The 23420-nt window shown below is 63.7% G+C and carries 28 protein-coding genes and 2 tRNA genes; 11 read left to right on the top strand and 19 right to left on the bottom strand.

Features of this window, described 5'->3' with window-relative positions:
* Positions 1-17: 17 nt before the first annotated feature.
* The gene (locus GGR39_RS08295) at positions 18-806 is read right to left on the bottom strand and encodes a queuosine precursor transporter (RefSeq protein ID WP_058736133.1); all 789 of its coding nucleotides are present in this window, start codon (positions 804-806) and stop codon (positions 18-20) included.
* A 119-nt stretch (positions 807-925) separates the two neighbouring features.
* Here GGR39_RS08295 and GGR39_RS08290 point away from each other — a divergent pair.
* A tRNA-Arg gene (locus tag GGR39_RS08290) sits at positions 926-1002 on the top strand.
* Between the two features lie 251 nt (positions 1003-1253).
* Positions 1254-2015 (top strand): helix-turn-helix transcriptional regulator, encoded by a 762-nt coding sequence (locus GGR39_RS08285; RefSeq protein ID WP_058736103.1) that lies wholly within the window; start codon positions 1254-1256, stop codon positions 2013-2015.
* A gap of 86 nt (positions 2016-2101) precedes the next feature.
* Here GGR39_RS08285 and GGR39_RS08280 read toward each other — a convergent pair whose 3' ends face one another.
* From GGR39_RS08280 to coxB, 5 genes are read right to left on the bottom strand one after another with little or no spacing between them, the layout of a single operon-like run.
* Positions 2102-3151, bottom strand: a complete 1050-nt coding sequence (locus GGR39_RS08280) for a c-type cytochrome (protein ID WP_183616694.1) — start codon at positions 3149-3151, stop codon at positions 2102-2104.
* Entirely contained in the window at positions 3145-3741 is a 597-nt protein-coding gene (locus GGR39_RS08275; protein ID WP_343055829.1) for a cytochrome c oxidase assembly protein, read from the bottom strand. Before GGR39_RS08275 ends, GGR39_RS08280 begins: the two co-directional genes overlap by 7 nt.
* Positions 3738-4118 (bottom strand): hypothetical protein, encoded by a 381-nt coding sequence (locus GGR39_RS08270; RefSeq protein ID WP_183616693.1) that lies wholly within the window; start codon positions 4116-4118, stop codon positions 3738-3740. The genes GGR39_RS08275 and GGR39_RS08270 overlap by 4 nt, the downstream gene beginning before the upstream one ends.
* Positions 4115-6631 (bottom strand): cbb3-type cytochrome c oxidase subunit I, encoded by a 2517-nt coding sequence (locus GGR39_RS08265; RefSeq protein ID WP_183616692.1) that lies wholly within the window; start codon positions 6629-6631, stop codon positions 4115-4117. Before GGR39_RS08265 ends, GGR39_RS08270 begins: the two co-directional genes overlap by 4 nt.
* The gene (coxB, locus tag GGR39_RS08260; protein ID WP_246388498.1) at positions 6628-7560 is read right to left on the bottom strand and encodes a cytochrome c oxidase subunit II; all 933 of its coding nucleotides are present in this window, start codon (positions 7558-7560) and stop codon (positions 6628-6630) included. Before coxB ends, GGR39_RS08265 begins: the two co-directional genes overlap by 4 nt.
* A 597-nt stretch (positions 7561-8157) precedes the next feature.
* Here coxB and GGR39_RS08255 point away from each other — a divergent pair.
* A complete protein-coding gene (locus GGR39_RS08255) occupies positions 8158-8484 on the top strand; it encodes a PilZ domain-containing protein (protein ID WP_183616690.1) in 327 nt (108 codons plus the stop codon).
* A gap of 32 nt (positions 8485-8516) precedes the next feature.
* Here the strand turns inward: GGR39_RS08255 and GGR39_RS08250 are convergent, their stop codons facing one another.
* The 8 genes from GGR39_RS08250 to GGR39_RS08215 form a co-directional block, all read right to left on the bottom strand.
* Entirely contained in the window at positions 8517-9302 is a 786-nt protein-coding gene (locus tag GGR39_RS08250; RefSeq protein ID WP_183616689.1) for an NUDIX hydrolase, read from the bottom strand.
* Between the two features lie 320 nt (positions 9303-9622).
* Positions 9623-9952, bottom strand: a complete 330-nt coding sequence (grxD, locus tag GGR39_RS08245; protein WP_058737631.1) for a Grx4 family monothiol glutaredoxin — start codon at positions 9950-9952, stop codon at positions 9623-9625.
* Between the two features lie 56 nt (positions 9953-10008).
* Positions 10009-10242, bottom strand: a complete 234-nt coding sequence (locus GGR39_RS08240) for a BolA family protein (protein WP_058737630.1) — start codon at positions 10240-10242, stop codon at positions 10009-10011.
* Between the two features lie 25 nt (positions 10243-10267).
* Positions 10268-10585, bottom strand: a complete 318-nt coding sequence (locus GGR39_RS08235; protein ID WP_183616688.1) for a DUF1476 domain-containing protein — start codon at positions 10583-10585, stop codon at positions 10268-10270.
* Positions 10586-10704: 119 nt separating this feature from the next.
* Positions 10705-11307 (bottom strand): 3-isopropylmalate dehydratase small subunit, encoded by a 603-nt coding sequence (gene leuD / locus GGR39_RS08230; protein ID WP_183616687.1) that lies wholly within the window; start codon positions 11305-11307, stop codon positions 10705-10707.
* Between the two features lie 15 nt (positions 11308-11322).
* On the bottom strand, positions 11323-11505 hold the full coding sequence (locus GGR39_RS08225; protein ID WP_058737639.1) for a hypothetical protein: 183 nt from the start codon (positions 11503-11505) through the stop codon (positions 11323-11325).
* 92 nt (positions 11506-11597) lie between these two features.
* Entirely contained in the window at positions 11598-13031 is a 1434-nt protein-coding gene (gene leuC / locus GGR39_RS08220; protein ID WP_183616686.1) for a 3-isopropylmalate dehydratase large subunit, read from the bottom strand.
* A 102-nt stretch (positions 13032-13133) separates the two neighbouring features.
* The gene (locus tag GGR39_RS08215) at positions 13134-13505 is read right to left on the bottom strand and encodes a hypothetical protein (RefSeq protein WP_183616685.1); all 372 of its coding nucleotides are present in this window, start codon (positions 13503-13505) and stop codon (positions 13134-13136) included.
* Positions 13506-13689: 184 nt separating this feature from the next.
* Here GGR39_RS08215 and GGR39_RS08210 point away from each other — a divergent pair, with 184 nt between their 5' ends.
* From GGR39_RS08210 to GGR39_RS08200, 3 genes are all read left to right on the top strand, one after another.
* On the top strand, positions 13690-14208 hold the full coding sequence (locus GGR39_RS08210; RefSeq protein ID WP_058737625.1) for a sterol desaturase family protein: 519 nt from the start codon (positions 13690-13692) through the stop codon (positions 14206-14208).
* Between the two features lie 234 nt (positions 14209-14442).
* A complete protein-coding gene (locus GGR39_RS08205) occupies positions 14443-15525 on the top strand; it encodes a helix-turn-helix transcriptional regulator (RefSeq protein WP_183616684.1) in 1083 nt (360 codons plus the stop codon).
* A 20-nt stretch (positions 15526-15545) separates the two neighbouring features.
* Positions 15546-16097 (top strand): DUF3429 domain-containing protein, encoded by a 552-nt coding sequence (locus GGR39_RS08200; RefSeq protein WP_246388492.1) that lies wholly within the window; start codon positions 15546-15548, stop codon positions 16095-16097.
* Here GGR39_RS08200 and GGR39_RS08195 read toward each other — a convergent pair.
* Positions 16094-16978 carry a LysR family transcriptional regulator gene (locus GGR39_RS08195; protein WP_183616683.1) on the bottom strand — a complete coding sequence of 295 codons (885 nt, stop codon included), beginning with the start codon at positions 16976-16978 and terminating at the stop codon, positions 16094-16096. The two genes, GGR39_RS08200 and GGR39_RS08195, sit on opposite strands and share 4 nt — an antisense overlap.
* Before the next feature lie 114 nt (positions 16979-17092).
* Between GGR39_RS08195 and GGR39_RS08190 the strand changes: the two genes are divergently transcribed.
* The 3 genes from GGR39_RS08190 to mmsB are packed head-to-tail and all read left to right on the top strand — an operon-like array spanning position 17093 to position 20652.
* Positions 17093-18589, top strand: coding sequence for a CoA-acylating methylmalonate-semialdehyde dehydrogenase (locus tag GGR39_RS08190; protein ID WP_183616682.1), 1497 nt, complete (start codon positions 17093-17095; stop codon positions 18587-18589).
* A gap of 4 nt (positions 18590-18593) precedes the next feature.
* The gene (locus GGR39_RS08185; protein ID WP_183616681.1) at positions 18594-19736 is read left to right on the top strand and encodes an acyl-CoA dehydrogenase family protein; all 1143 of its coding nucleotides are present in this window, start codon (positions 18594-18596) and stop codon (positions 19734-19736) included.
* Between the two features lie 31 nt (positions 19737-19767).
* Positions 19768-20652, top strand: coding sequence for a 3-hydroxyisobutyrate dehydrogenase (gene mmsB / locus GGR39_RS08180; RefSeq protein ID WP_183616680.1), 885 nt, complete (start codon positions 19768-19770; stop codon positions 20650-20652).
* Between the two features lie 27 nt (positions 20653-20679).
* Here mmsB and GGR39_RS08175 read toward each other — a convergent pair whose 3' ends face one another.
* On the bottom strand, positions 20680-21282 hold the full coding sequence (locus tag GGR39_RS08175; RefSeq protein WP_183616679.1) for a response regulator transcription factor: 603 nt from the start codon (positions 21280-21282) through the stop codon (positions 20680-20682).
* Positions 21283-21390: 108 nt separating this feature from the next.
* On the opposite strand from GGR39_RS08175, the gene GGR39_RS08170 reads away from it, so the two are divergent.
* Both GGR39_RS08170 and GGR39_RS08165 read left to right on the top strand, forming a co-directional pair.
* Positions 21391-21579, top strand: a complete 189-nt coding sequence (locus tag GGR39_RS08170) for a hypothetical protein (protein ID WP_183616678.1) — start codon at positions 21391-21393, stop codon at positions 21577-21579.
* Positions 21580-21653: 74 nt separating this feature from the next.
* On the top strand, positions 21654-21860 hold the full coding sequence (locus GGR39_RS08165; protein WP_183616677.1) for a hypothetical protein: 207 nt from the start codon (positions 21654-21656) through the stop codon (positions 21858-21860).
* 14 nt (positions 21861-21874) lie between these two features.
* Here GGR39_RS08165 and sugE read toward each other — a convergent pair whose 3' ends face one another.
* The 3 genes from sugE to GGR39_RS08150 all read right to left on the bottom strand — a co-directional run bounded on the left by sugE (position 21875) and on the right by GGR39_RS08150 (position 23378).
* The gene (sugE, locus tag GGR39_RS08160) at positions 21875-22195 is read right to left on the bottom strand and encodes a quaternary ammonium compound efflux SMR transporter SugE (protein ID WP_183616676.1); all 321 of its coding nucleotides are present in this window, start codon (positions 22193-22195) and stop codon (positions 21875-21877) included.
* Positions 22196-22408: 213 nt separating this feature from the next.
* Positions 22409-22483 (bottom strand) — tRNA-Asn (locus GGR39_RS08155).
* A 118-nt stretch (positions 22484-22601) separates the two neighbouring features.
* Entirely contained in the window at positions 22602-23378 is a 777-nt protein-coding gene (locus GGR39_RS08150) for an NAD kinase (RefSeq protein WP_183616675.1), read from the bottom strand.
* Between the last annotated feature and the right edge of the window lie 42 nt (positions 23379-23420).

Raw genomic sequence — 23420 nt, 5'->3', positions numbered from 1 at the left:
GTGCGCGGGGCTTCGCGTCAAACCACGCGCGCCTTTGCGAAGGGGGAGAAATCCGTGCCCTCATCGAACACATCCACGCCTTCGCGGCGCTTTAGCATGCCGACTACGGCATAGGTCACCGGGGTCAGCACCGCTTCCCACAGGACTTTCATTGCCCAATTGGTAACCATCACCACCAGAACGGAATGCGTCGTCCAGGTGCCCAGAAAAGCCACCGGATAGAAGATCGCGCTGTCCACGGCCTGGCCGAACACGGTGGAGCCGATGGTGCGGGCCCACAAATGCCTGCCGCCCGTCCACACCTTCATGCGCGCAAGGACAAACGAATTGACGAATTCGCCCGCCCAGAACGCCATCAAGGAGGCAAGGACGATCCGCCACGTGCTGCCGAATACCGATACATATGTCGTCTGACAGACTTGGCCTGCGCTCGTCTTAGCAATGATTCCGGCGTAGAGCGGATCGGCGCTGGCGGCGCAGCCCCAGTCTGCGGCGGGCGGCATGGCGACTACGACAAAGCTCATGAAGGCCATGAAGATCAGCGCGAAAAAGCCCATCCATACGCAGCGACGCGCGTTGGCATAGCCATAGACCTCCGTCAGCACGTCCCCGATGACATAGCTGACCGGGAAGAACAGGATGCCCGCGCCGAACGTGAATCCCTGCCAGGTCGCCAGCTTGGCCGCGCCGATCAGATTGGACAGCAGCAGGATCGCGACGAAAGCGGCCATCACATAATCGAAATAGCGAAAATGCCGGCGCGCACCGGTCGTGCCATCCAGGCGGGAGAGCGTGGGTTCGTTCATGCCCTTGTGCGTAACGCGGGATAGGGCGCCGGCAAAGGGCATTTGCAATGGCCGGCTCCACGATTTGGACCCACGCGCCGTTTGCGTGACGAGCGATCCGCGCTATGGCGGCACCGCGCGCGCCCGTAGCTCAGCTGGATAGAGCACGAGCCTTCTAAGCTTGGGGTCACAGGTTCGAACCCTGTCGGGCGCGCCAATTTCAGAGAAATTGGTCGCCCTGAGTTTAAAGACTAGTTTGAATTGTGTTCGAACGGGCGCGCCATTTCCGTGCGTAATGGGCGCGATCGTCATCGCAAAATTGCCCAAATCGCGCTTGGCGGATCGGAGTGCATGCGTGCTGCGATTTTGCTGATGACAAGTCCCGCACCCGGGCTGCATGAATGGCACCACAGCGTATCCACTTCCTTGTCGCGGAGTGGCTAGAACAGAGCGCTGCTGGAGGGTTGAATGCAGCTACGCACGGGTCTGGCAGGACTGCGCGCCGTCAAATCGGTTCTTGCACTGCGTGAAGCGACGATGCAGGCCTTCGCCGCGATCGGGTTTCCGCAGGCGTATTTTGTAACGCCAGTCACGTCGGACAAGCGGTTCGGGCGGGTCCATAGCGCCAACAACATGGCGCCGGAATGGTCGACCGCTTACCCGGAGCGCTTGCGCTATGAGGACCCGTTGCCCGATCTGGCGTTGCGTCAAGCCGGTCCGATCCGTTGGAGCGAGGCGCGCGCGATCGAGCCGCCCGGGCGGGGCGAAACGGCTTTCTATGCTTTCCTTGCCGACCTGGGTTTCGAAGAGGGCTTGGCCTTGCCCACGTATGGTCCAGGGGCGCGCACCGGCTTCGTCGGATTGCCCGCCGGGCCCGATAGCCAGACCGATGAGGAAACCGCCGCCGCCGCGCATGCGATCGCGCAAATGTCATTCCTGCGCTATTGCGAGCTGATCGACACGCAAGACCCTCTCGACGTGCGCTTGTCCGAGCGGGAACTGGACGTCGTGTACTGGATCGCGATGGGCAAGAGCAATTCGGTCATCGCTGAGATTCTCGGCATCTCGGCCGAGACCGTCGACAGTTACGTGCGCCGCGCCTTTCGCAAGCTGGGGGTTTCGGATCGCACATCCGCCGTGCTGCACTCGGTGCTGGCCGGCCACCTCTATACCGGCCCGTTCCGCCCTACGCCTGAGCAGAAACCCGCGGAAGAAGGCGTGGCTGAGTGACGCGATAACACTCCGATTTGCGAGCAGGCTACCGCTGGTGCCTTGGCTGCCGATCCAAGGCGCGAAGCCGGAAAGCTTGATAGTCGTCAGTCGCGGGTAGGGCCGACCGCCTCACCCGCGAGATAGCGGGCAACGCGGTCGATCATGTCCCTGGGGATGCGGCGGGCGATTACGGGCATGGTCGCCTGCGTCTGGCGGGCGTCGATCTCCTTGTCGTCGCCCCGCATCTGGCGCAGGCGTGCGGCGATGTAGCTGGCTTTCTGACCGGCGATCACCGGGTACGGCTTGCCGGGGACGTGGCAGCTGGCGCAGGCGGGCAATTGCTTTGCGGGCAAGCCCATCTCGACGATCTGCCTGGCTTGTGCATCGTTGGCGGCGGCTGTGGCCTTCAGGCCGGGCATCGCGGCGAACCGCGTCGACAGGTCACGCATGTCGTCAGCGGACAAGCGTGCTGCGGCGTGACCCATCACGGCACTTTGCCGGGTGCCGCTTTGATAGTCGCGCAAAGCTGCCATCAGCACTTCGGCTTTCTGGCCACCCAGATAGGGAATGTCCGGCGCGCCGCGCCCGCGACCGTCGGAGCCGTGGCACCCGGCGCAGGACTCGAAGGTATTGGAACCGGCGAGGCGGGCAACGCCGCCAGTCAGTTCTTCATAGCGGCGCGGCGTCATGGTCGGCAGCAGGCGGACAAAGGCCACCATACGGCGCACCTCGTCATGCCGCTCTCGCGCAGGCCAGGCGGGCATGCCGGTGAACTTGACGCCGTGGTCGAGGATCCAGAACAGCTGCCGGTCCGACCACTCCGGCGCGGTCTCCATCAGGTTTGGCGCGGGTGGCGTGGCGGCCTGGAACACCGGGGAGGGCTTCACCCCCGGGGCACCGTGGCACGATGCGCACGAGGCCGCGAAATGTCCGGCTGCGCTGACGAGGCCGGAAGGATCGGAGGCGTCGCGCGGGCTGCCAAGGGCGCTGCGCGTCTCCACGGAATTGCGCATCACCCAGTGCAGGAACCAGTCGCTGATGGCCCAGTGCCCGCTGGACGCCGAGACGTTGATCAGCCCGGACCACGCGACGGCAAGTCCCAGGAAAGCAGCGGCAAGTAGGCCTAGGATCGCGCGTTTCCAGGTGATCAGCATTTCACGCTCTCCTGCCGCAGCAGCCCCCCAAGCACGGCAAGGGCACCCAGCAGGTAGGCCACTCCACCGATCATCAGCATCACCACGCCGGACAATTGCTGATCCTGCAGCGATGTCAGGCCTTCCGGTACGCCATGAGTCATGCCGTACAGCGTGCGCGGGGCCAGAGCGATCAGCGCGCCCAGCAAGGTCATATGCATCGAGGTCAACAGCAACGCACCCACGCCGCTGGCCCGCGCGTCGGCCGGGCGGGAGATCACCGCCGACCACAGCAGGAACCCGGCGCCCAGGAAGCAAGCCTGCTCCACCAGCATTGCCGCCGCCGAATGCGCGGCTATCGCTCGAACCGCGGGCAAATGCCACGACCAGACGATCGCCAGTTCAACCAGGCTCATGACGAAGGGCGTGACGAGCCGTGGCCAGCGTTGCGCCGGATCATAGCGGGTGCCGCGCGTGCCCATGGCCAAGAGCGGAGCCGCGATGGCGACGGCAGTCATGTGGCCGATCATGTGCCCAGTCATGCCGAGGTGAGATACGGCGATGCTGCCCACCATGAGTGCACCGGCGGCGACGAGGGGCACCGGGTTCACCGGCAGTCTTCCAGGATCAAGACCGGCGCGGCGGTGAAGATGACGCCGATGAAGCTGAGGCCCGCCAACAGCATGGTGGAGTAGGCGATAAAGCGTAGCCGATCGCTCTCTGTGCTGTGTTCGTGCGGTGCCGGATCGCCCGGTACGCGGGACTGGATCACGGCGATATAACCGGAGATCGCGATCACGAGCAGAGCCAGCCCCGTCCCCACCCAATAGACCAGCGGTTCCTCGGCGAATTGGCCCGTCTTCGCGCAATAGACGGCAGCCCAGAGGTAGGAAAACAGGAAGTGGACCGCCCAGGTCGTCGGCGCGACGATGAGCGTCCACAAAGTCGCCTGGAGCGAACCGATGTGGCTATGCAGCTTCCGGATCATGCGACCTCCGGGAACAGGCCGAGCGTGCACCAGGTCACGATCGCGGTGAAAACCATGAAATGATGATACAAGGTGACGTTGCGGATATCGGCGTCGTACTGCGCGGTCATGCGGCCGGCGAGACTGCGGGCCAGCGCATAGAACTGCGCGATCGCACCTACGCCCGAATGCGCCACGGTCCAGATCGCCAGAGTCCAGACGATTGCCGGATAGCTATGCGCCGTGGGGTCGAGGCCGCTGAGCCATGGTCCCGCCAAGCCCGCCGGGATTGCGAGAACTGACAAGAGCCCGGCCGCGCCCAGCAAAAGGCGTGTCGGCAGGGCCGCGTCGCGCTTGTTCATCGTTCGCGCCATTATCGTCGCCACCCAGCCGGCGAGCGTGATGGCCAAAGCGATCATCGGCCAGCCAAGGCCCGGTCCATCGGCCCATGGCGGAGGGAACTCGGGATGGATCGTCCAAAAGAAGTAATAGCCGAAGACCAGCCCGGAGAACGCGGTGGCATCCGCGATCATGGTGATGAACATTGCCCACCAGCCTGGTGCTTGCGGGCCGGAAATGTAAAGCGGCAGTTCCAGCCCGTGGCCGATGGGTTTCAGCGGTTTTTCGGGGATCTCCGCCGTCGTCCACAACCACCGCAGCGTTACCGCCAGCGTCAGGAAACCGGAGGCAAGCGCTGCCCAGTAAAGGTGGTAGGTGGTGAAGATGAACACACCGCCCAGCGCGAAAGCGGTCATCATCGGCAACCATGATGGGCCGCCCAGGCGAACCACCGCAAGCGGGCGCGCATCGAGCACCGTTGTGCTGATCGTCTCGCGCCGCCCTTCCTCTGCATCAGGCAGGAAGAAGCGGCCTTCGTCCACCTTGCGCATGAAGTCTGGCTGGTCCCAGATCGGATAGCGCGTCTCGATCAGCGGCACGGAGCGGATGCCCCAGTTCTCGTCCTCGGGCAGTGCCAGCCACTCCAGCGTGCCGGCGTTCCACGGATTGCGCGCGGCCTTGGCGCGGCGTGGAGAGAGGCACAGATCGACGACGACCACCAGCATACCGGCGGCAAAAACATACGAGCCCGCCGTGGAAAGCATGTTGAGCCAACCGATCCCCAGCTCCGCCGAATACGTCACCACGCGGCGCGGCATGCCCAGAAGGCCGGAGAAATGCATCGGGAAGAACGTCAGGTTCGCGCCGGCGAACATGATCCAAAAGGCGGTGCGGCCCAGCTTGTCGCTCAGCTTCTTCCCCGTGATCAGCGGCCAATAGTAATAGAGCCCGGCGATCAGCGGCAGCAGCGTGCCACCTATCAGAACATAGTGCAGGTGGGCGACCACGAAGTACGTATCATGTGCCTGCCAGTCGAACGGCACGATTGCCACCATCACCCCGGTCAGGCCGCCGATCACGAAGATGGCCAGGCTGCCGGTTGCGTAGAGCATCGGCGTGGAAAAGATCACGCGGCCTGCGGCGATGGTGGCGATCAGTGCGAAGATCTGCACGCCGGTCGGGATAACCACTGCTTGGCTGGCAGCGGAAAAGAACGCCAGGCTGATCTTCGGCAGTCCGGTGGCGAACATGTGGTGGACCCACAAGCCGAAGCTGAGGAACGCGGTGCCGACGGCCGCCAGCACGATGTAGGGATAGCCCAACAGGTGGCGCTGCGAGAAAGTGGGCACCAGCATCGCGAACAGCGCGATCGAGGGCAGGAAGATGATGTAGACTTCGGGGTGTCCGAAAATCCAGAACAGGTGCTGCCACAGAAGCGGATCGCCGCCCTTGCTGGCATCGAAGAACGGCCACCCCAGCAGGCGCTCCATCTCGAACAGTAAGTCACCCGCGATCAATGGCGGAAAGGCGAAGAGGATCATCACCGCCACGACCAGGATGTACCAGGCGTAGAGCGGCATCAGGTTCAGCCGCATCCCGGGCGGGCGAAACTTGAGGATGCCGACGATCAGTTCGACGGCCGCCGCCACGGACGACACTTCGATGAAGGACAAGCCCAGCATCCAGATGTCCGCGCCCAGGCCGGACAAGTCGGTTCGCGTGGTGAAGGGCGGGTACATGAACCAGCCACCGTCCGGCGCGACGTTGAAGAATATCGAGCCGAGCACGAACACGCCGCCCAGCAGGAAGCTCCAGTACCCGAACGCCGAAAGGCGCGGGAAGGGCAAGTCGCGCGCGCCCAGAAGTTGCGGAAGCAGGATGATCGATACCGCCTCGAACATCGGCACCGCGAACAGGAACATCATCGCCGAACCGTGCAGCGTGAACAACTGGTTGAAGGTCGCCGGGGAGACCAGGTCGTTGTCCGGCACCGCCAACTGCGTGCGCATGATCAGCGCCAGCACGCCTGCGAACAGCATGAAGCCAAACGCGGTCAACGTGTACCACACGCCGACCCGGTTGTTGTTGGTGTCCGTCCAACGCAGAAAGAGACCCCGGGGCGGTTCCCACGCGGCGCGCAGCCGTTCCTCCTGGGCATGGCGCAGCGCCAGATCGTCTTGATCGTGCAGGCTCAACGCAGCTCTCCCAGATAACGGGCGATGTCACGGGCGTCCCCCTCGGACATCTGTGGGAAGGCCGGCATGCGCGAGCCGGGCTTTACCTCGGACGAGGCGCGGATGAAGCGCACCAGCGCATCCTGCGTGACGGGCAGCGCGCCCGCGCCGATGCTACGTCGCGCGGCGATATGCGTCAGGTCCGGGCCGACCGTGCCGGACTGATCGGTCCCGCCGATGGCATGGCAACCGCCGCAGCCATAGCTGGCGAAAAGGGCCCGCCCGCGTCCATCAATCGGTTTTGCGGGTCTGCGCTCCGCCGCCAGCCATCGGTCAAAGGCGGCAGGCTCCATGGCGACGACTTCAAAGGCCATCCAGGCATGGGAAAGGCCGCAGAACTCCGTACATTGTCCGCGATAGACCCCGGGCTTGGTGGCCTTGACGGGCAACTCGTTCACGCGGCCAGGGATCATATCCATCTTGCCGGCCAGGCCCGGTATCCAGAAGCTGTGCACCACGTCCGAGGCGGTCAGGCGGAACAGCACGGTGCGGCCAACCGGGATGCGGATCGCATTGGCCGAAATCACCGGCTCGCCTCCAGGCGGGGCGTAGCGGACGCGCCACCAGAACTGTTCGCCGGTCACGTCGATCTTGAGGTCCGCCGCTTCGACCGGGTGGGGGCGCATCTGCGGCAGGCTGTAGACGAGCAGGCCGAGCAGCAGGACCGCAGGCAGGATCGCTCCCAGAATGACGATCAGGCGCTCTCCGCTGATCAGCGTGAGCGAACCCTCTGGTGATTTGACCGCCCAGCGCATCAACAGAGCCAGTGCGATCGCGATGACGACAGCACCCACCACCATCACGATGGTGAGATGTTCGATCGCGGCGGCATCCTCGCCGAAAGGGGCGAGGGCTGATTGATGGCGATTGCAGCCACTCAGCAAAGCCAAGCCAGCCCCCGAAACAATCGGCTTCGCCAAGTGTGACAAAGTGTTTCGCGATCCCATCACAGGGATCGATCCCGCGCGAAACCAGCCTGACCGGACGGCCGCCCGGACAAAGCCGATCGATGGATACCGCGCAAGAGAACATGCCACCGCCTCATCCCACCCCTGTCGCATTGATAAGAAATATCGTTTTTTCCAGTACTTGGCGTCGGGCGGATTTGCCGTGACGGAGGTATGGGTGGCATAGGAGCGGATGTGCCCCGTAAGACCGGGACTGCATGGCTTACGAAATGTTCGCCACAGCGCCCCGGTTCCCGGATAGGACGCGCGAGTCCCCCCACACTCCCTTCTCGCCGCAGACCTTGCCGCCTTGGCGGTGACCCATGCGCCGGTGCCCCCGCACCGGGCCGATCTTTCCGGAAGCCAAACGCAGTGAACCGCGCGGGCGCTTGCGCTGCCGGGTCGAGGTCCTTCGGGTCGTCTTGAAGGGCGTGGCGGGGCCAGTTCGGACGTGAACTGGCCCCGCCATCGTTATGTATTCCGTCGGGATCGCGGGCTCGAACTTAACGGATTTTATACCGCTTTTGGTGACAATGGCGCATGTCCGCTGAAATACCCAGACGCGCTGTCCGCAAATCGGTGACATTGCCCACGCAATGCCGCACGACCAACGGCTTGCGCGACGTGGGAGAGATATCGGACATTTCGACTCAGGGGTGTTGCATCCGCACGGACCGCGTGATGTTTCGCGTAGGGTCGCATGTCGTCATCCGGCCTGAGGGCATGGAGGCGCTAGGGGGTACGGTCCGTTGGATCGCAGGGGATTGTGCGGGGCTGGAATTCGACCGGCCGATTTACGCGCCGATGCTGGATCACTTGGCCAAGCTGCACGAAAAGGGCGAGCAAGTACCCGTTTCGCGCGACTGAGGTCTGGTCGTTCCTGACCGACATTCCGCTTTCTAGCCGCGCCGGGCCGTTGCCGCTCGCTGGCTCAGCACGGGATAGCCGCGTCCCTCTTCGATCTCGATCCAGGCCTCCCCATCGCGGTCGGTGCGGCGGGGTATGATCATCGTGACCGGATGCCGCGCAAGATCCTGAAGAACGTCGGCGTACTTTCCATGTTGCGCCAAGCGTTCCAGATTGCGGGCGGTGGGGAAGATCAGTTTGATCTCGCCACGCTCTGCCAACCCCAGCGCCTCTTCAGCGCTGGCCCAGAATAGCCGGGTGTTCTCTGTCGCATCGATCTCGATATCGACTGCACCGGTTCCCAGGTTCACGATGAAGAAACGAGTGTCGAAGGCGCCGTCCCATGGCGGGCACCAATGCGTGTAGAGGGTCAGACGATCCGGATCGATTGTCCAACCGAAAGTCTCCAACACTGTTGCCAGCGTGCCTTGGGCCAGCAGAAGCTTACGCGCTTGCGCGGCGGCCTCCGCCGTCACGGCCTCGCGAATGGCGATGACCAGGCCGGTCTCCTCCAGCGTCTCGCGGATAGCAGCGATGCGGGCGGCGGCGATCTCCTGATCGTCGTGAGGCATCAGCTCTGCAGCCAGTACGCGATCGGCGGGATCGACCTTGCCGCCGGGAAATACCGCTGCCCCGCCGGCGAAGCGCATTTCCTTGGCGCGCTGCACCATCAGCAGTTGGGGCGGACCGATAGGGGCGTCGCGAAAAATGATAACGGTCGCTGCGGGAACGGTGGCCAATCCCTCAAGAACGGCTGGCTTGTCGCTGGTAGTGCTCATGGGTTCAGTCTTGCCGCATACAATGGGTAACGCAAGACGAACCGGGGGCAAGGCAATGTCGGGATATCTTACAAGTTAAGATGCGGGTAACCGTGAGCCGTTGTAAAACCGGCGGAATTATGCCGTCTTCGGAAATTGGCACAGTCCATGCTACACAAGTGACGTACTCCCGAGTACGTCTCGAACTAGAGGCGGGGCTGCCCAAATCTCCGGCCCCGCCTCCCCCGAGCCCCCCTCCTTCCAGATATGTGACCCAAACAAAAAACGGCGCCCTTTCGAGCGCCGTCTTGCGGTTTGTTACGAGCGGATAGACTGAAAGGTCAGCTTGCGCGCGCGACGCCCTTTTCACCCATTAGCTGCTGCAGTTCGCCCGCCTCGTACATCTCCATCATGATGTCGCTGCCCCCCACGAACTCGCCTTTCACGTAGAGCTGCGGGATCGTCGGCCAATCGGAAAAGGCCTTGATGCCCTGGCGGATCTCCATGTCCTGCAATACGTCCACGCTGTCGTACGCCACGCCCAGATGATCGAGGATCGCAATGGCGCGGCTGGAAAATCCGCACTGGGGGAACAGCGGCGTCCCCTTCATGAAAAGCACAACGTCGTTGGACTTTACGATCTCGTCGAGGCGGCTGTTCACGTCGGGCATGGCTTCGATTTCCTTGTGGCCCCCGTGCGAACACATGTGGGGCGGTATGCTGATGATCAATTGGGAACAGCGGTGGTGAGTTGCAAGGCGTGGAGCACGCCGCCCATCCTCCCGCCCAGCGCTTCGTAGACAAGCTTGTGCTGGGCAACCCGGCTTTTGCCGGCGAAAGCGCCCGATACGACATGGGCGGCGTAATGATCGCCATCGCCTGCCAGATCGGTGATCGTGACTTGCGCATCGGGCAGTGCGCTGCGGATCAGGGTTTCGATTTCTGCGGCGGGCATCGCCATGGGGCAGGGTCCTTTATCTGAAGCGTCAGCCCATCAGGGCGCGGCGCGCTTCGACCAGTTTGTTCTCGAGAGCGGCGCGCACTTCGGCTTCGTCGGTTTCCACGCCCGCGCTGGTGAGATCGCCCAGCAGCTTGCGGATCACGTCTTCGTCGCCCGCCTCTTCGAAATCGGCTTGGACCACGGCTTTGGCATAAGCCTCCCGCTCGGCGGGGAGCAGGTTCATGCGCTCGGCCGCCCACTCGCCCAACAGACGGTTGCGGCGCGCCTGGATGCGAAACTGCATCTCGGCATCGTGGGAGAACTTGGCCTCTTCGGCGCGCTCACGGTCGTCGAATGTGGTCATCTGGGTTCCCTCGTCGATATGACGCTCACGCGCGATACGGGGAGCCGACGCGCGGTTCAATCCCGGACTTGCGGGAGCCGGTTGATTTGTCGCTTTGAAGGATCAAGGCCGGCGCGTGGTCAGGCAACCGCCGCGGGCATCCGGGAGAGAAACGGCCGCTCTTGCGCCGCCTTGCTCTCGAACGCTGCGATGGTGTCGCCCTGCGCCATCGTCAGCCCTACTTCGTCCAGCCCCTCAAGCAGGCAATGCTTGCGGAAGGGATCGATATCGAACGTATAACGATCCTGGAATTGGGTGGTGACGGTCTGGCTCTCCAGGTCGATCTCGATCGGATCGGTCTGCGCCACTTCCATCAGGCGATCGATCGCCGCCTGCGGCAGGGCAACGGTGAGGATGCCGTTCTTGAATGCATTGCCCGAAAAGATGTCCGAGAAGCTGGGCGCGATCACGCACGTCACGCCCATGTCGAGCAAGGCCCAGGCGGCATGCTCACGGCTGGAGCCGCAACCGAAGTTGTCGCCCGCCACGATGATCGGCGAACCGGCGTATTCCGGATCGTCGAACACATTGCCGGGCTCCTTGCGAACCGCTTCGAACGCTCCTTTGCCCAGACCTTCGCGCGTTACCGTCTTGAGCCAGTGCGCAGGAATGATGACATCGGTATCGACGTTCTTACGCCCAAACGGATAGGCGCGGCCGGCGACGTGATTGATCGGCTTCATCTGTGAGGTCTCGGTTCAGTCAGTCTCAGGCGGAAAGTGCGGTGCGGTGCTGGTCGGCGGTGGCAGCGCGTTGGCGGACTTCCTGTCCTTGCGGCGCTTCACGAACATCAGCGCCGCGGCAACGGCTGCGGAACCGATCGCCGCCCCGGCCGCCACGGCCGCGCGCGAGGCGATGGAGTTGTCAGATTCATCTGCCATTTCAAACTTCCTTTCGCGGATCGATCCCGTCGGGCGATCCATACCACCTTAGCCACTCCCGCGAAGGGTTGTAACTCAGATGCGAGCGGCCTTCACCCCACCAGTTCTCGCACGTCGGTCAGTCGACCGGTCACCGCGGCGGCTGCAGCCATCGCCGGGCTCATCAGGTGGGTGCGGCTTCCAGGACCCTGGCGACCGGTGAAGTTGCGGTTGCTGGTGGAGGCGCAGCGTTCTCCTGCCGGAACCTTGTCCGGGTTCATCGCCAGGCAGGCCGAACAACCCGGCTCGCGCCATTCAAGCCCAGCGTCGACGATGATCTTGTCCAGCCCCTCGGCCTCGGCCTGTTCCTTCACGAGCCCGGAGCCGGGGACGACGATCGCCCAGCGCACGTTGTCCGCCTTGTGGCGACCCTTCAGCACGGCGGCAGCGGCGCGAATATCCTCGATGCGGCTGTTGGTGCAGCTGCCGATGAAGACGTTCTGCACTTCCACGTCGGTCAAACGTGTCCCGGGGGTCAGACCCATATAGTCCAGGCTGACCTTCACTGCGTCACGCTTGGACGCATCCGTAAAGTCCTCGGGCGAGGGGACCACGCCGCCGATCGCAGAAGTGTCCTCAGGGCTGGTGCCCCAGGTGACGGTGGGCTGGATATCCTCCGCGCGGATAACCACGGACTTGTCGAAAGACGCACCCGCGTCAGTCGCCAGGCTCTTCCACCATGCCACGGCCTTGTCCCAATCCTCGCCCTTGGGCGCGTAGGGACGGCCTTTGAGATAGGCGAACGTCTTCTCGTCCGGCGCGATCAGGCCGGATCGCGCGCCACCCTCGATCGCCATGTTGCAAACCGTCAGGCGGCCTTCGATGCTCATTTCCTCGAACACGTTGCCGCGATATTCGATGACATGGCCAGTGCCGCCGCCCATGCCGGTGACGCCGATGATGTGCAGCACCACGTCCTTGGGCGTGACGCCGGGGCCAAGCTGGCCATCGATGCGCACTTCCATCGTCTTGCTCTGCTTGAGCAGCAGCGTCTGCGTGGCGAGGACATGCTCGACCTCGGTGGTGCCGATGCCGAACGCCAGCGCGCCTACGCCGCCGTGGCAGGCGGTATGGCTATCGCCGCACACGATCGTCGCGCCGGGCAGTGAAAAGCCCTGTTCTGGCCCGACTACGTGGACGATGCCCTGCTCGCGGTCGGTCGCATCGATATAGCGGATGCCGAATTCGGGTGCATTGCGACGCAGCGTGGCGAGCTGGTTGGCGCTTTCCAGGTCCGCGATCGGCAGTTGATTTCCCGCCGCATCCTTGCGTGCGGTGGTAGGGAGGTTGTGATCGGGGACGGCGAGCGTCAGGTCTGGACGGCGCACGGTGCGGCCAGCAGTGCGGAGCCCCTCGAACGCTTGCGGACTGGTGACCTCATGCACGAGGTGCCGGTCGATATAGACAAGGCTGGTGCCGTCATCGCGAGTTTCGATAACGTGGGCGTCCCAGATCTTCTGGTACAATGTGCGCGGTGCGGTTGTCATGATCAGGCGCGACTAAGCCCGCTTCGCGCAATATTCAAGATGGGTGGCGCCGATATGGGCGCGAGCCGGGCCCGGGGGTGTTGGCCCCGGACCCTGCCGGGATCAGCCGCGGCGGCGGTCGCGATCGTTGCGCTCGGCACGAAGCGCGTACTGAACGCGATCGACCCGGGCGCGCAGTGTGTTGGTTTCGGCACGTGTCAGCCCGTTACGAGCGTAGGAGGTATAAAGGCGCTGCAGTTGCGCGCTTTCGCGGCGCAGGCCCGTCGCCTCGCGGTTGGAGATCGTGCGGCGCGCGACGGCGCGATCGATGTTGCGATTTAGCTGCCAGATATCATTGCGGATGTTGGCATCGCGCACGGGGGTCGGCCGACCGGCGTTGTGGTGACCATAGGCCATCGGCTGTGCCGACGCCGCCGAGCCGAAGCCGGTAGCAGCGATCAGGGCGGTGGCGGCGATCAGGATAGGCTTGCGCATCGGTAGTCTCCTCAGGTGCGGACCCGTTTCGGCGGGTCCGATGTGTTCAGAATTACACCTTCTTAACTGAACGAAAGCGCAAAGGTTCGTCGCAGATCTTTGAAGAAGTGTACGAAATTGTCGTAGGCCGGTCGGCACTCCGGGACGGCTGACAAAGCGGGGGGATCGGCGTAGGGGAATGGCTATGTCCGCTATCGGCCCCGTCCTGATCGTTCTTGCCACTATTGCCGGGATGGAGTTCCTCGCCTGGTTCAGCCACAAGTATATCATGCATGGCTTTGGCTGGGGCTGGCATCGCGATCATCACGAGCCGCATGACAAGCTGCTGGAGAAGAACGACCTTTACGCCATCGTCGGTGCCGGGATGAGCATCACGGCGTTCGCAGTCGGCTCGCCGCTGGTGATGGGTACGGCGGCATGGTGGCCGGGTACGTGGATTGGCTTGGGCATCCTGGCTTACGGGGTGATCTATACACTGGTGCACGATGGCCTGGTGCATCAGCGCTATTTCCGCTGGGTGCCCAAGCGCGGCTATGCCAAGCGGCTGGTTCAGGCGCACAAGCTGCATCACGCCACGATCGGCAAGGAAGGCGGCGTCAGCTTTGGCTTCGTGGTGGCCCGTGATCCTACCGCTTTGAAGCGCGAGTTGAAGCGGCAACGCCAAGCCGGTGTGGCAGTGCTGCGCGACGCGGTGGAAGACTGACGGCCGCTTTCAAATATCGCCACGCATACATCAATTGGATGATGGCGAATCCAGCATGCTTTCGTAATTCGCCCTCGCGACCCGAGGGCGGCTTAGCCGACCTTCTCCTAGGGCTCGGAGCCAAGGTTCCGGGCCCTCTTTTCGCCATGGCGGAGGGAAGCTGCCCAACCCGTTCTGGACACTGGCCCGCGCATTGCTAAGGCGCGGTAAGGGGAATGGGCGGGAATCAGATACTTGGCGATGCAGGACGAGGCATTGTTGCGCATCGTGGACCGGGTCTACGATTCGATCCTGTCGCCAGAGGACCATGGGCTTGTCCTTGATGAGGTGATGCGGGTGACCAACTCGCACTTCATGGTGCTGAGTGCGCACCGTCCGAACTCCCCGATCCAGCCCTTGTTCGCGGGTGATATGACAAGCCGCCGGTTGGATGGCCTTGCCGAGTATGCGGCCGGCGCGTTCGCCACCGATCCCACCGCACATTTCGCCAACAAATGCCCCCAAGGCGGTCTCTTCGCCACCGATCATCAGATCGACCGCGATCAACACGCCGCTCATCCCCACGTTAAATGGAACCGGCATTATCTGGGAAATTCGCATTGGACGGCCCGGTTCGATGTGAGGGACGGAATGATGTTCGGGGTCTCGGTGCATTCCCGGTCTCCCGATGAGCCTCATGCCGAAGACGATCGCGCCAGGTTCGAGATGCTTTTCGGGCATATGGCGCGTGCCTGGCGGGTGGCTGGCCGTAAGGCGGACCTGGGTAGTCATCGCGGCGCGGTGATGCTGCTGAACGGTGCGGGCTGGGTGAAGGGCATGTCGCCCGCAGGCCAGGCAATGGTGGAATCGGGGCAGGGCTTTCGCGTCTTGCAGGGCGAATTGCTTCCGCAAGATAGCCGCTGCCGGACGCCATGGCGTGAGGCGGTCTGGCGTGTCTCCTTGCCGACCGGTCCGGACGAGGAAGCCATGCTGATTCCGCATGGCGATGATCGCCGGCCCCTCGCCGTCACCATCAGCGCCGTCTCGCAAACTCACGCGTTCGGTGCCCGGGCAAGGGATATCCTGGTCCGCGTGGTGGATCGCGATGCCGCCGCCGCCGATATGTCACGGCAACTGGGTAACCTTTGGAACCTGACTCCGGCGGAAGCCCGGCTGGCTCAGACACTGCTGGATGAGGACTTTGCCTTGCGGCGCACGGCGGAGCGGCTGGGCATCGCCTATTCCACCGTGCGCACGCAATTGGCCAGCATCTTCGCCAAGACCGAAACGACCAGCCAGCCCGAACTGACCCGGCTGTTGGCGCGTCTTTCGGGCTGATTGACGATCCGCTGGGGGCTATGCCCGATGGTGCCGGCAACAGGGTGATGGCCTGGACGTTCAAGGCCGAGATGCGCAGAGTGGCAACCGGGTGGACCATGGCAAAGCAATATAGTGGCGATCAGCGGACAATGCCCCGGAACGCGCGTATCCTGGGCTTCCTGGGGCTGGCCCCGCAGGCGGCGGCGCTGCTGGTCCTGCTGATGGGCTGGATCGCCTGGCGCTTTGCCGCTTTGTCTCTCGCCTACGCTTATGCTGCGTTGATCTTCAGCTTCCTGGGCGGACTGTGGTGGGGCCTGGCGGCGGCGCGGCCCGACCGTGCGCCCTGTTGGGTCTGGTATGCGGCCATCGCGCCCTCGCTGATCGCCCTGGTGACGGCGATTCCCTGGGCGACCGGGCTGGAATGGCCGGGCCCCTCCTTGATCGTGCTGGGTGCCGCCATCGTCCTTAGCCTGGCGGTCGATCGCAAGCTGGTGGCGGCGCAACTGGCCCCGGCGTGGTGGATGCGTCTGCGCACACCGCTGTCTCTTGGACTGGGCTTTCTGACCATCGCCAGCGGACTTGCCGCCTAGGCTCGATCGCCAAGCCCCTCCGCGCAAGTGCGCAACAAGTTCGACACCGCCGCGATCCGCGCCAGTTTCCTCAGGTTGCTGTGCGTAACCAGCCAGAAGCTGCGCGTGATGACCACATCACCAGGCAGCACGACAACCAGGTCATCCGCGTCCGCCACCATGAAGTCGGGCAGGATACCCAATCCCCCACCGTCGATGACGAGCCGGCGTTGAATGCCGATACTACTGGACCGCAGCGACGCTTCCAGGCCGGCGTGAACCTCGTCCAGATAATCCAGTTCGGGCGAGAACAGGAAGTCGGGCACATAGCCGACCAGCGCATGGTCTTTCAGCGCCGCCCGATCCTGCGGCTCCCCGCGCGTGGCGAGATAGCTGCGGGATGCGTAGAGCCGCAGGCGATAGTCACCCAGCTTCTGCACGTGCAAGTCGCCGCGTTGAGGGCGGGCCAGCATCACCGCCATATCCGCCTCGCGTTTGGAAGGGTTCAGGAAGCCTGAGGCAGTGATCACGTCCAGCCGGATGCCGGGATGCGCCGCATGAAAGGCGGGGAGGGCCGGGGCCAGTATGTAGGTACCAAACCCTTCCGCCACCGAGAGCCGGACATGCCCGTGCAGGCTGTGCCGCTCTCCCTTCACATCGGCCAGCGCCTCCAGCGTGGCGCCCTCTACGCTCTCGGCATGGGCCAGCAACGCCGACCCGCGCAGTGTCAGGATGCGATCCGCGCCGACTTGCTCGAACAACTGGCTGTCCAGCGCCGCTTCCAGACGCTGCAGGCGGCGGGCGATCGTGGTGGCGTCTATGCCCAGCGCGCGGGCGGCAGGGCCGATCCGCCGATTTCGCGCCACCGCCAGGAACACGCGCAGATCGTCCCAGTCGAACATCGTGCCTTGAACTCGTCGCTCTGCAAAATTGCAGAGCAGTCCTGCAGCGATGCGATATTGATTGCAAGATCGCACAGGCCCATGGTGATCGGCACCATAAGATGAGAGGCCTGAATGCGCGAGATCACTCATAAGCTGGCGTTTGAAAACGCCCAGGCAACGACACGATTTAGCGACGTGTTCGATCCCAACAACGGCACCGTGCAGGCGCGCGTGACACTGGGCGACAAGGCCTTGCTGGACGCGGCGGTTCAGGCCGCGAAGCAGGCGCAGCCCGCCTGGGCGGCCGTCAACCCGCAGCGCCGGGCGCGCGTGATGTTCAATTTCAAGGCGCTGGTCGAACAGCACATGGACGAACTGGCGCACATGCTCAGTTCCGAGCATGGCAAGGTCATCGCCGACGCCAAGGGCGACATCCAGCGCGGGCTTGAGGTCATCGAATTCTGCTGCGGCATCCCGCACGTGCTGAAGGGTGAGTTCACCCAGGGCGCAGGGCCGGGGATCGACGTCTATTCGTTCCGCCAGCCGCTCGGCATCGGCGTGGGCATCACACCCTTCAACTTCCCGGCGATGATCCCGCTGTGGATGTCCGGCGTGGCGATCGCCACCGGCAACGCTTTCATCCTGAAGCCGTCCGAGCGCGACCCCTCGGTCCCTGTCCGCCTGGCGGAATTGTTCCAGGAAGCGGGGCTTCCGGAAGGCATCCTGCAAGTGGTGCAGGGCGACAAGGAGATGGTGGACGCGATCCTCGATCACCCCGATATTGCGGCGGTCAGCTTCGTCGGTTCGTCCGACATCGCGCACTACGTTTACAAGCGCGGCGTCGATGCCGGCAAGCGCGTCCAGGCGATGGGTGGCGCGAAGAACCACGGCATCGTCATGCCTGACGCCGATCTTGACCAGGTGGTCAGCGACCTGGCCGGTGCGGCCTTCGGCTCTGCGGGTGAGCGGTGCATGGCGCTGCCCGTCGTGGTGCCGGTGGGTGAAAAGACCGCCATCGCCCTGCGCGAGAAGCTGATCCCGGCGATCCATGCCTTGCGCGTCGGCGTCTCCACCGATTCGGAGGCGCACTATGGTCCGGTGGTGAACGCCGCGCACAAGGCCAAGGTGGAAAGCTACATCCAGATGGGCGTCGATGAAGGCGCGGAACTGGTGATCGACGGACGAGGCTTTATGCTGCAGGGGCATGAGCAGGGCTTCTTCATCGGGCCCAGCTTATTCGACCGCGTGACCACGAAGATGCGCACCTACCAGGAGGAAATCTTCGGCCCGGTCCTACAGATCGTGCGCGCGGAAACCTTCGAGGAAGCGCTGGAGCTGCCCAGCCAGCATCAATACGGCAATGGCGTCGCCCTGTTTACCCGCAACGGCCATGCCGCGCGTGAGTTTGCGGCGCGGGTCAATGTCGGCATGGTGGGCATCAATGTCCCGATCCCGGTGCCGGTGGCCTATCACACCTTCGGCGGGTGGAAGCGTTCTGCGTTTGGCGATACGAACCAGCACGGCATGGAAGGCGTGAAGTTCTGGACCAAGGTGAAAACCGTGACCCAGCGCTGGCCGGATGGCGGCGCCAGCGCCGACAGTGCCTTCGTCATTCCGACAATGGGTTGAAAACATGAGCCAATTCGATCTCACTTCCGATCAGCGTGAAATTCAGGACCTTGCCCGGCGTTTTACCGCCGATGCGATCACCCCGAACGCGGCGGAGTGGGACGAAAAGCACATCTTCCCCCGCGATACGATTCGGGCCGCAGGAGAACTGGGCTTCGGCAGCATCTACGTGTCCGAGGAGTGGGGCGGGATTGGCCTGGGGCGGATGGAGGCGGCCTTGATCATGGAAGCGATGGCCTATGGCTGCCCTTCCACCAGCGCCTTCATCTCGATCCACAACATGGCCAGCTGGATGATCGACACTTACGGCGGGCAGGCGGTGAAGGAAAAATACCTGCCCGGCATGGTGCCGATGGAGGTGCTGGGATCCTATTGCCTGACCGAGGCAGGCTCCGGTTCTGACGCGGCGGCGCTGAAGACGCGGGCGGTGCGTGATGGCGACCATTACGTCGTCTCGGGCTCAAAGCAGTTCATCTCCGGCGGCGGTGAGAACGATGTCTACGTCGTGATGGTGCGAACCGGCGCGGACGGTCCCAAGGGCATCAGCTGCGTCGTGATCGAAAAGGACATGCCCGGCGTCAGCTTCGGCGCGCGGGAGCGCAAGCTGGGCTGGCACTCGCAGCCCACCGCGCAAGTCAACTTCGACGAAGTGCGCGTTCCGGTGGAAAACCTGCTGGGGCAGGAAGGCCAGGGCTTCAGCATCGCCATGTCCGGGCTGGACGGTGGGCGGCTGAACATCGGGGCGTGCTCGCTGGGCGGGGCGCAGCGCTGCATCGACGAAACCGTGCGCTACACCAAGGAGCGCAAGCAGTTCGGACAGAGCATCGCGGATTTCCAGAACACGCAATTCATGCTGGCGGACATGCTGACCGAGCTGGAAGCCGCGCGGGCGCTGCTTTACGCCGCCGCCGCCAAGGTGACGGCCGGCGCGCCGGACAAGACGCGTTTTGCCGCGATGGCAAAGCGCTTGGCCACCGACACCGGCTCGTCCGTGGTCGATCGCGCGCTGCAGCTTCACGGTGGCTACGGTTACCTGATGGACTATCCGATCGAGCGGTTCTGGCGTGACCTGCGCGTGCACTCGATCCTGGAGGGTACCAATCAGGTCATGCGCATGATCGTGGCGCGAGACATGCTGCGCGACTGATCGCGTACAAAAATAAACGAGAGGCAAGGCAATGGTCGGCACAGTCGCATTCATCGGTTTGGGCAACATGGGCGGCGGCATGGCCGCCAACCTGGTGAAGAATGGCTTCGCCGTGCGCGCGTTCGACTTGTCCCAGGCGGCACTCGCCAAGGCGGGTGAGAACGGCGCGACGATCGCAGCCACTGTCGAGGATGCGGTTGCCGGAGCCGACGCGGTCGTCACCATGTTGCCGGCAGGCAAGCACGTGGAAGCGGTTTATAATGACGCGGTTTTCGGCGCTGCCAGCGCGGGCGCGTTGCTGCTGGATTGCTCCACCATCGATGTCGCCACCGCGCGCCGGGTTTCCGAAGCGGCGGGCGCCGCCGGGTTCGCAATGGTGGACGCGCCGGTTTCGGGCGGGATCGCAGCCGCCGCTGCCGGGTCGCTGACCTTCATGGTCGGTGGCAGCGACGAGGCGTTTGCCCGGGCACAGCCGATCCTTTCCGCCATGGGCAAGGCGGTGATCCACGCCGGTCCCGCGGGCACTGGGCAGGCCGCGAAGATATGCAACAACATGCTGCTGGGCGCGACGATGGTCGCCACGTGCGAGGCTTTTGCCATGGCCGGTAAGCTGGGGCTGGACCCGCAGACCTTTTACGACATCTCCAGCGTATCTTCGGGGCAGAGCTGGTCGATGACGAGCTATTGCCCGCTGCCCGGCGTCGGTCCGCAATCTCCGGCCGACAACGATTACCAGGGCGGTTTCGCGGTAGCGTTGATGCTCAAGGACCTGAAGCTGGCCAGTGAAGCTGCCGCGCAAGTGGGAGCCAGCGTGCCCATGGGCAACGCGGCAGAGGCGCTTTACCAGATGCTGGCCAATCGCGGCGAAGGGCAGCGCGATTTCTCGGCGATGATCCGCTTCCTGGACGGGCAGTAAGCCGCCGTCCTTCCGGGGTGAGACGCCCTAGAGCATAAGCTTGGCTTGCACGCTCATGCGGATGGCCGACAACGCGGATTTGGCGTCCATCTTTTTCAGCATGTTGGCGCGGTGGATTTCCACGGTGCGCGGGCTGATGTCCAGCGCCTCGGCGATTTCGCGGTTTGTCAGGCCCGAATGCAGTCGTTCCAGCACTTGCCCTTCGCGCTTGGTCAAGGTGCGGATCCGGCGCCGGGCGTCGGCAGCGCCAGCGCGCAAGTCGATCAGCGCGGTCAATTCCGTGGCCGCGCCATCCAGCAGCGCTTCGATGTCGTACCGGTCGAACGGGTCGGGCAGGTATCCCGCCAGGCCCCGCAGCATGAAGTGGCTGCATCGCACCGGCTCTAACGTCGGCCCGTATCCCAGCGCGGGGGCCCAGTAATCCCGCACCCGCATATCGTCCAGCAGGTCGGCCAGGCTAGAGTCTTCATCACGCGCGATGATCAGCGTCTGCACATTGCCCTGCGCGCGAAACTCGGCGACGCTTTCGTACGGTTCGACATGAAAGCGGATGCCGGCCAACCCTCGCCCGATCTCCGCCCGCCGCCGTACATCGGCGTTGATGAGGGATATAGTTGTATACCGTTCCATCGAAGGGACGATACGTTGATTTGCCACCTACGGGAAGACCCGTAATTATGCGCAAAACATACGCAAAATTGGCCGGAAACAAGTGTTTTGTAGCAGGGTTCTAAGGGCATGAAGGCTTTGTCCGAACGTCAGGTCGCTCGCTCGCTCGTCCGGGTGGGAAAGTTCGTGAAGGTTCGCGCGACGGTTGAGTTGACGCCGATCGGCCTGCTCAGCATCGGGGCGATGGTGAGCGGCATTCTGCTTTCGACCAGTGTCCTTGTCGCCACGGCCATCCGCGAATCCCGCCGCGGCGATTGAACCCGGCAGGCGCCTGTCGATATCCCGATACGCTGCGTGGACAGGCGCGACCACGCATCGCTATCGGCAGCGGCATGAGCATTGTCGCCACCATCATGAACACCGTCACCGGTCGCCCTCTCCAGAAGATGACGTTCGGGCGGATGCCCAAGCCCTGGATCAGCTTCAACCTTGAGACGGGCGAGCTTGTCACCGCAGAACGCATCGACGTGGGCAAGCCTGCCCCCGGCAAATTCGTCGCCCCGGTCGATATCTGGGTGACGGTGAAGCCCAAGGACTGATTGCCCGGCAGGCGTCAACCCGGCGAGGATAGCTTCATCAGCACCAATCCGGACAAGATGAGCGCTGCGGCGAGCAACCGCGCCAGGCTCGCTTGCTCGCCCAGGGCGATGACGCCCAGAGCGAACGCGCCGACAGCGCCTATTCCCGTCCAGATCGTATAGGCCGTGCCCAGCGGCAAGCTGCGCATCGCCAGCGCCAGCAGGGTGAAACTGGCGATCATCGCGCCTATGGTGATGGCGGAGGGGACGGGCCGCGAAAAACCGTCGGACAGCTTCATCGCGTAAGCCCAGACGACTTCCAGCAAACCCGCGACAATCAGATAGAACCAGGCCACAACAGCCTCCCTTGGCAGTTGCCGGGCCGTCCCGGGTTTTTGCCCCGTCACGCAGCAGCGCGGTCAGCGGGTGAGGGCCGTCTCCTCCGGAAATTCTTATAGTCAGCCCGTGCGATACGGATCAAGGCGCATGTGGCGGATCAGACGCCTCGATTACGCAGAAGCGCAACGCCCGAACGCGTTTCGCAAGTCATCCAGGTGGTGGGATGTGTTTGGCTCCCCGAGTAGGATTCGAACCTACGGCCATTCGATTAACAGTCGAATGCTCTACCGCTGAGCTATCGGGGAGCAGCCCGTCAGTGTCTCCACCGTCGGGCAGGGGTGCGCGTATACCAGCATGGATTCGTTTGGCAAGCGGGATTGGCGCGTTTTCGCATGGTCGGTGACATTGCCGGTATAAGAGGTTTCAAACCTCGAATTGCTCGGCGAAGATGCGTTCTTCCAGGCTGGCGCCGGGGTCGAACAGCAGGGTCAGTTCCTTGACCTGGCTGGCGACGATCCGCACGCTGCGCACTTCGCGTACTTCTTTTTGGTCAGCCACGGCGGCGACGGGGCGTTTCTCCGGCTCGCGAATGCGGAATTCCACTTCGGCGCTTTCGGGCAAGATCGCCCCTTTCCACCGACGCGGGCGAAAGGGGCTGAGCGGGGTCAGCGCCAGCATGCGAGAGCCCAGCGGCAGGATCGGCCCACCAGCGGAAAGGTTGTACGCGGTAGAGCCGGCAGGCGTCGCCACCATGATGCCGTCCCCCGCCAGTTCCTCCATGCGCACCTTGCCGTTCACGCGCACTTCCAGCTTCGCCGTCTGCCGGGTTTCGCGCAGCAGAGAGACTTCGTTGATGGCGTAGTAGCAGAATTCCTGCCCGTGCTTGTCCACCGCATGCATCTCGATCGGGCGGACGGATACGGAATGCGCTTCGGCCACGCGCTGGGCGATCGAGCGACCGTCATCCTGCTGGCTATTCATAAGAAAGCCCACGGTGCCCAGGTTCATGCCGTAGCAGGGCAGCACATGGTCCCAATCGAGCATCTCATGAAGGACATGGAGCAGGAAGCCGTCTCCGCCCACCACGACCAGCACGTCGGCCTCTGCCGGGGCAACCCAATCGTGAGAGCTGCGCAGGGCTTCCACCCCGGCCTGCGCCTGGGGCGTATCGGAGACGATCAGGGCCAGCTTGGTTTGCACGCGTCGCTATATCCTCACCGCCGACGCGTGTTGTCCCGCCAG

Origin of the sequence: Novosphingobium fluoreni (assembly GCF_014196615.1) — a bacterium.
Lineage (GTDB): Bacteria > Pseudomonadota > Alphaproteobacteria > Sphingomonadales > Sphingomonadaceae > Novosphingobium > Novosphingobium fluoreni.
Note: the sequence above shows the minus strand (reverse complement) of the source record. Positions and strands in the feature narration are given on the sequence as shown.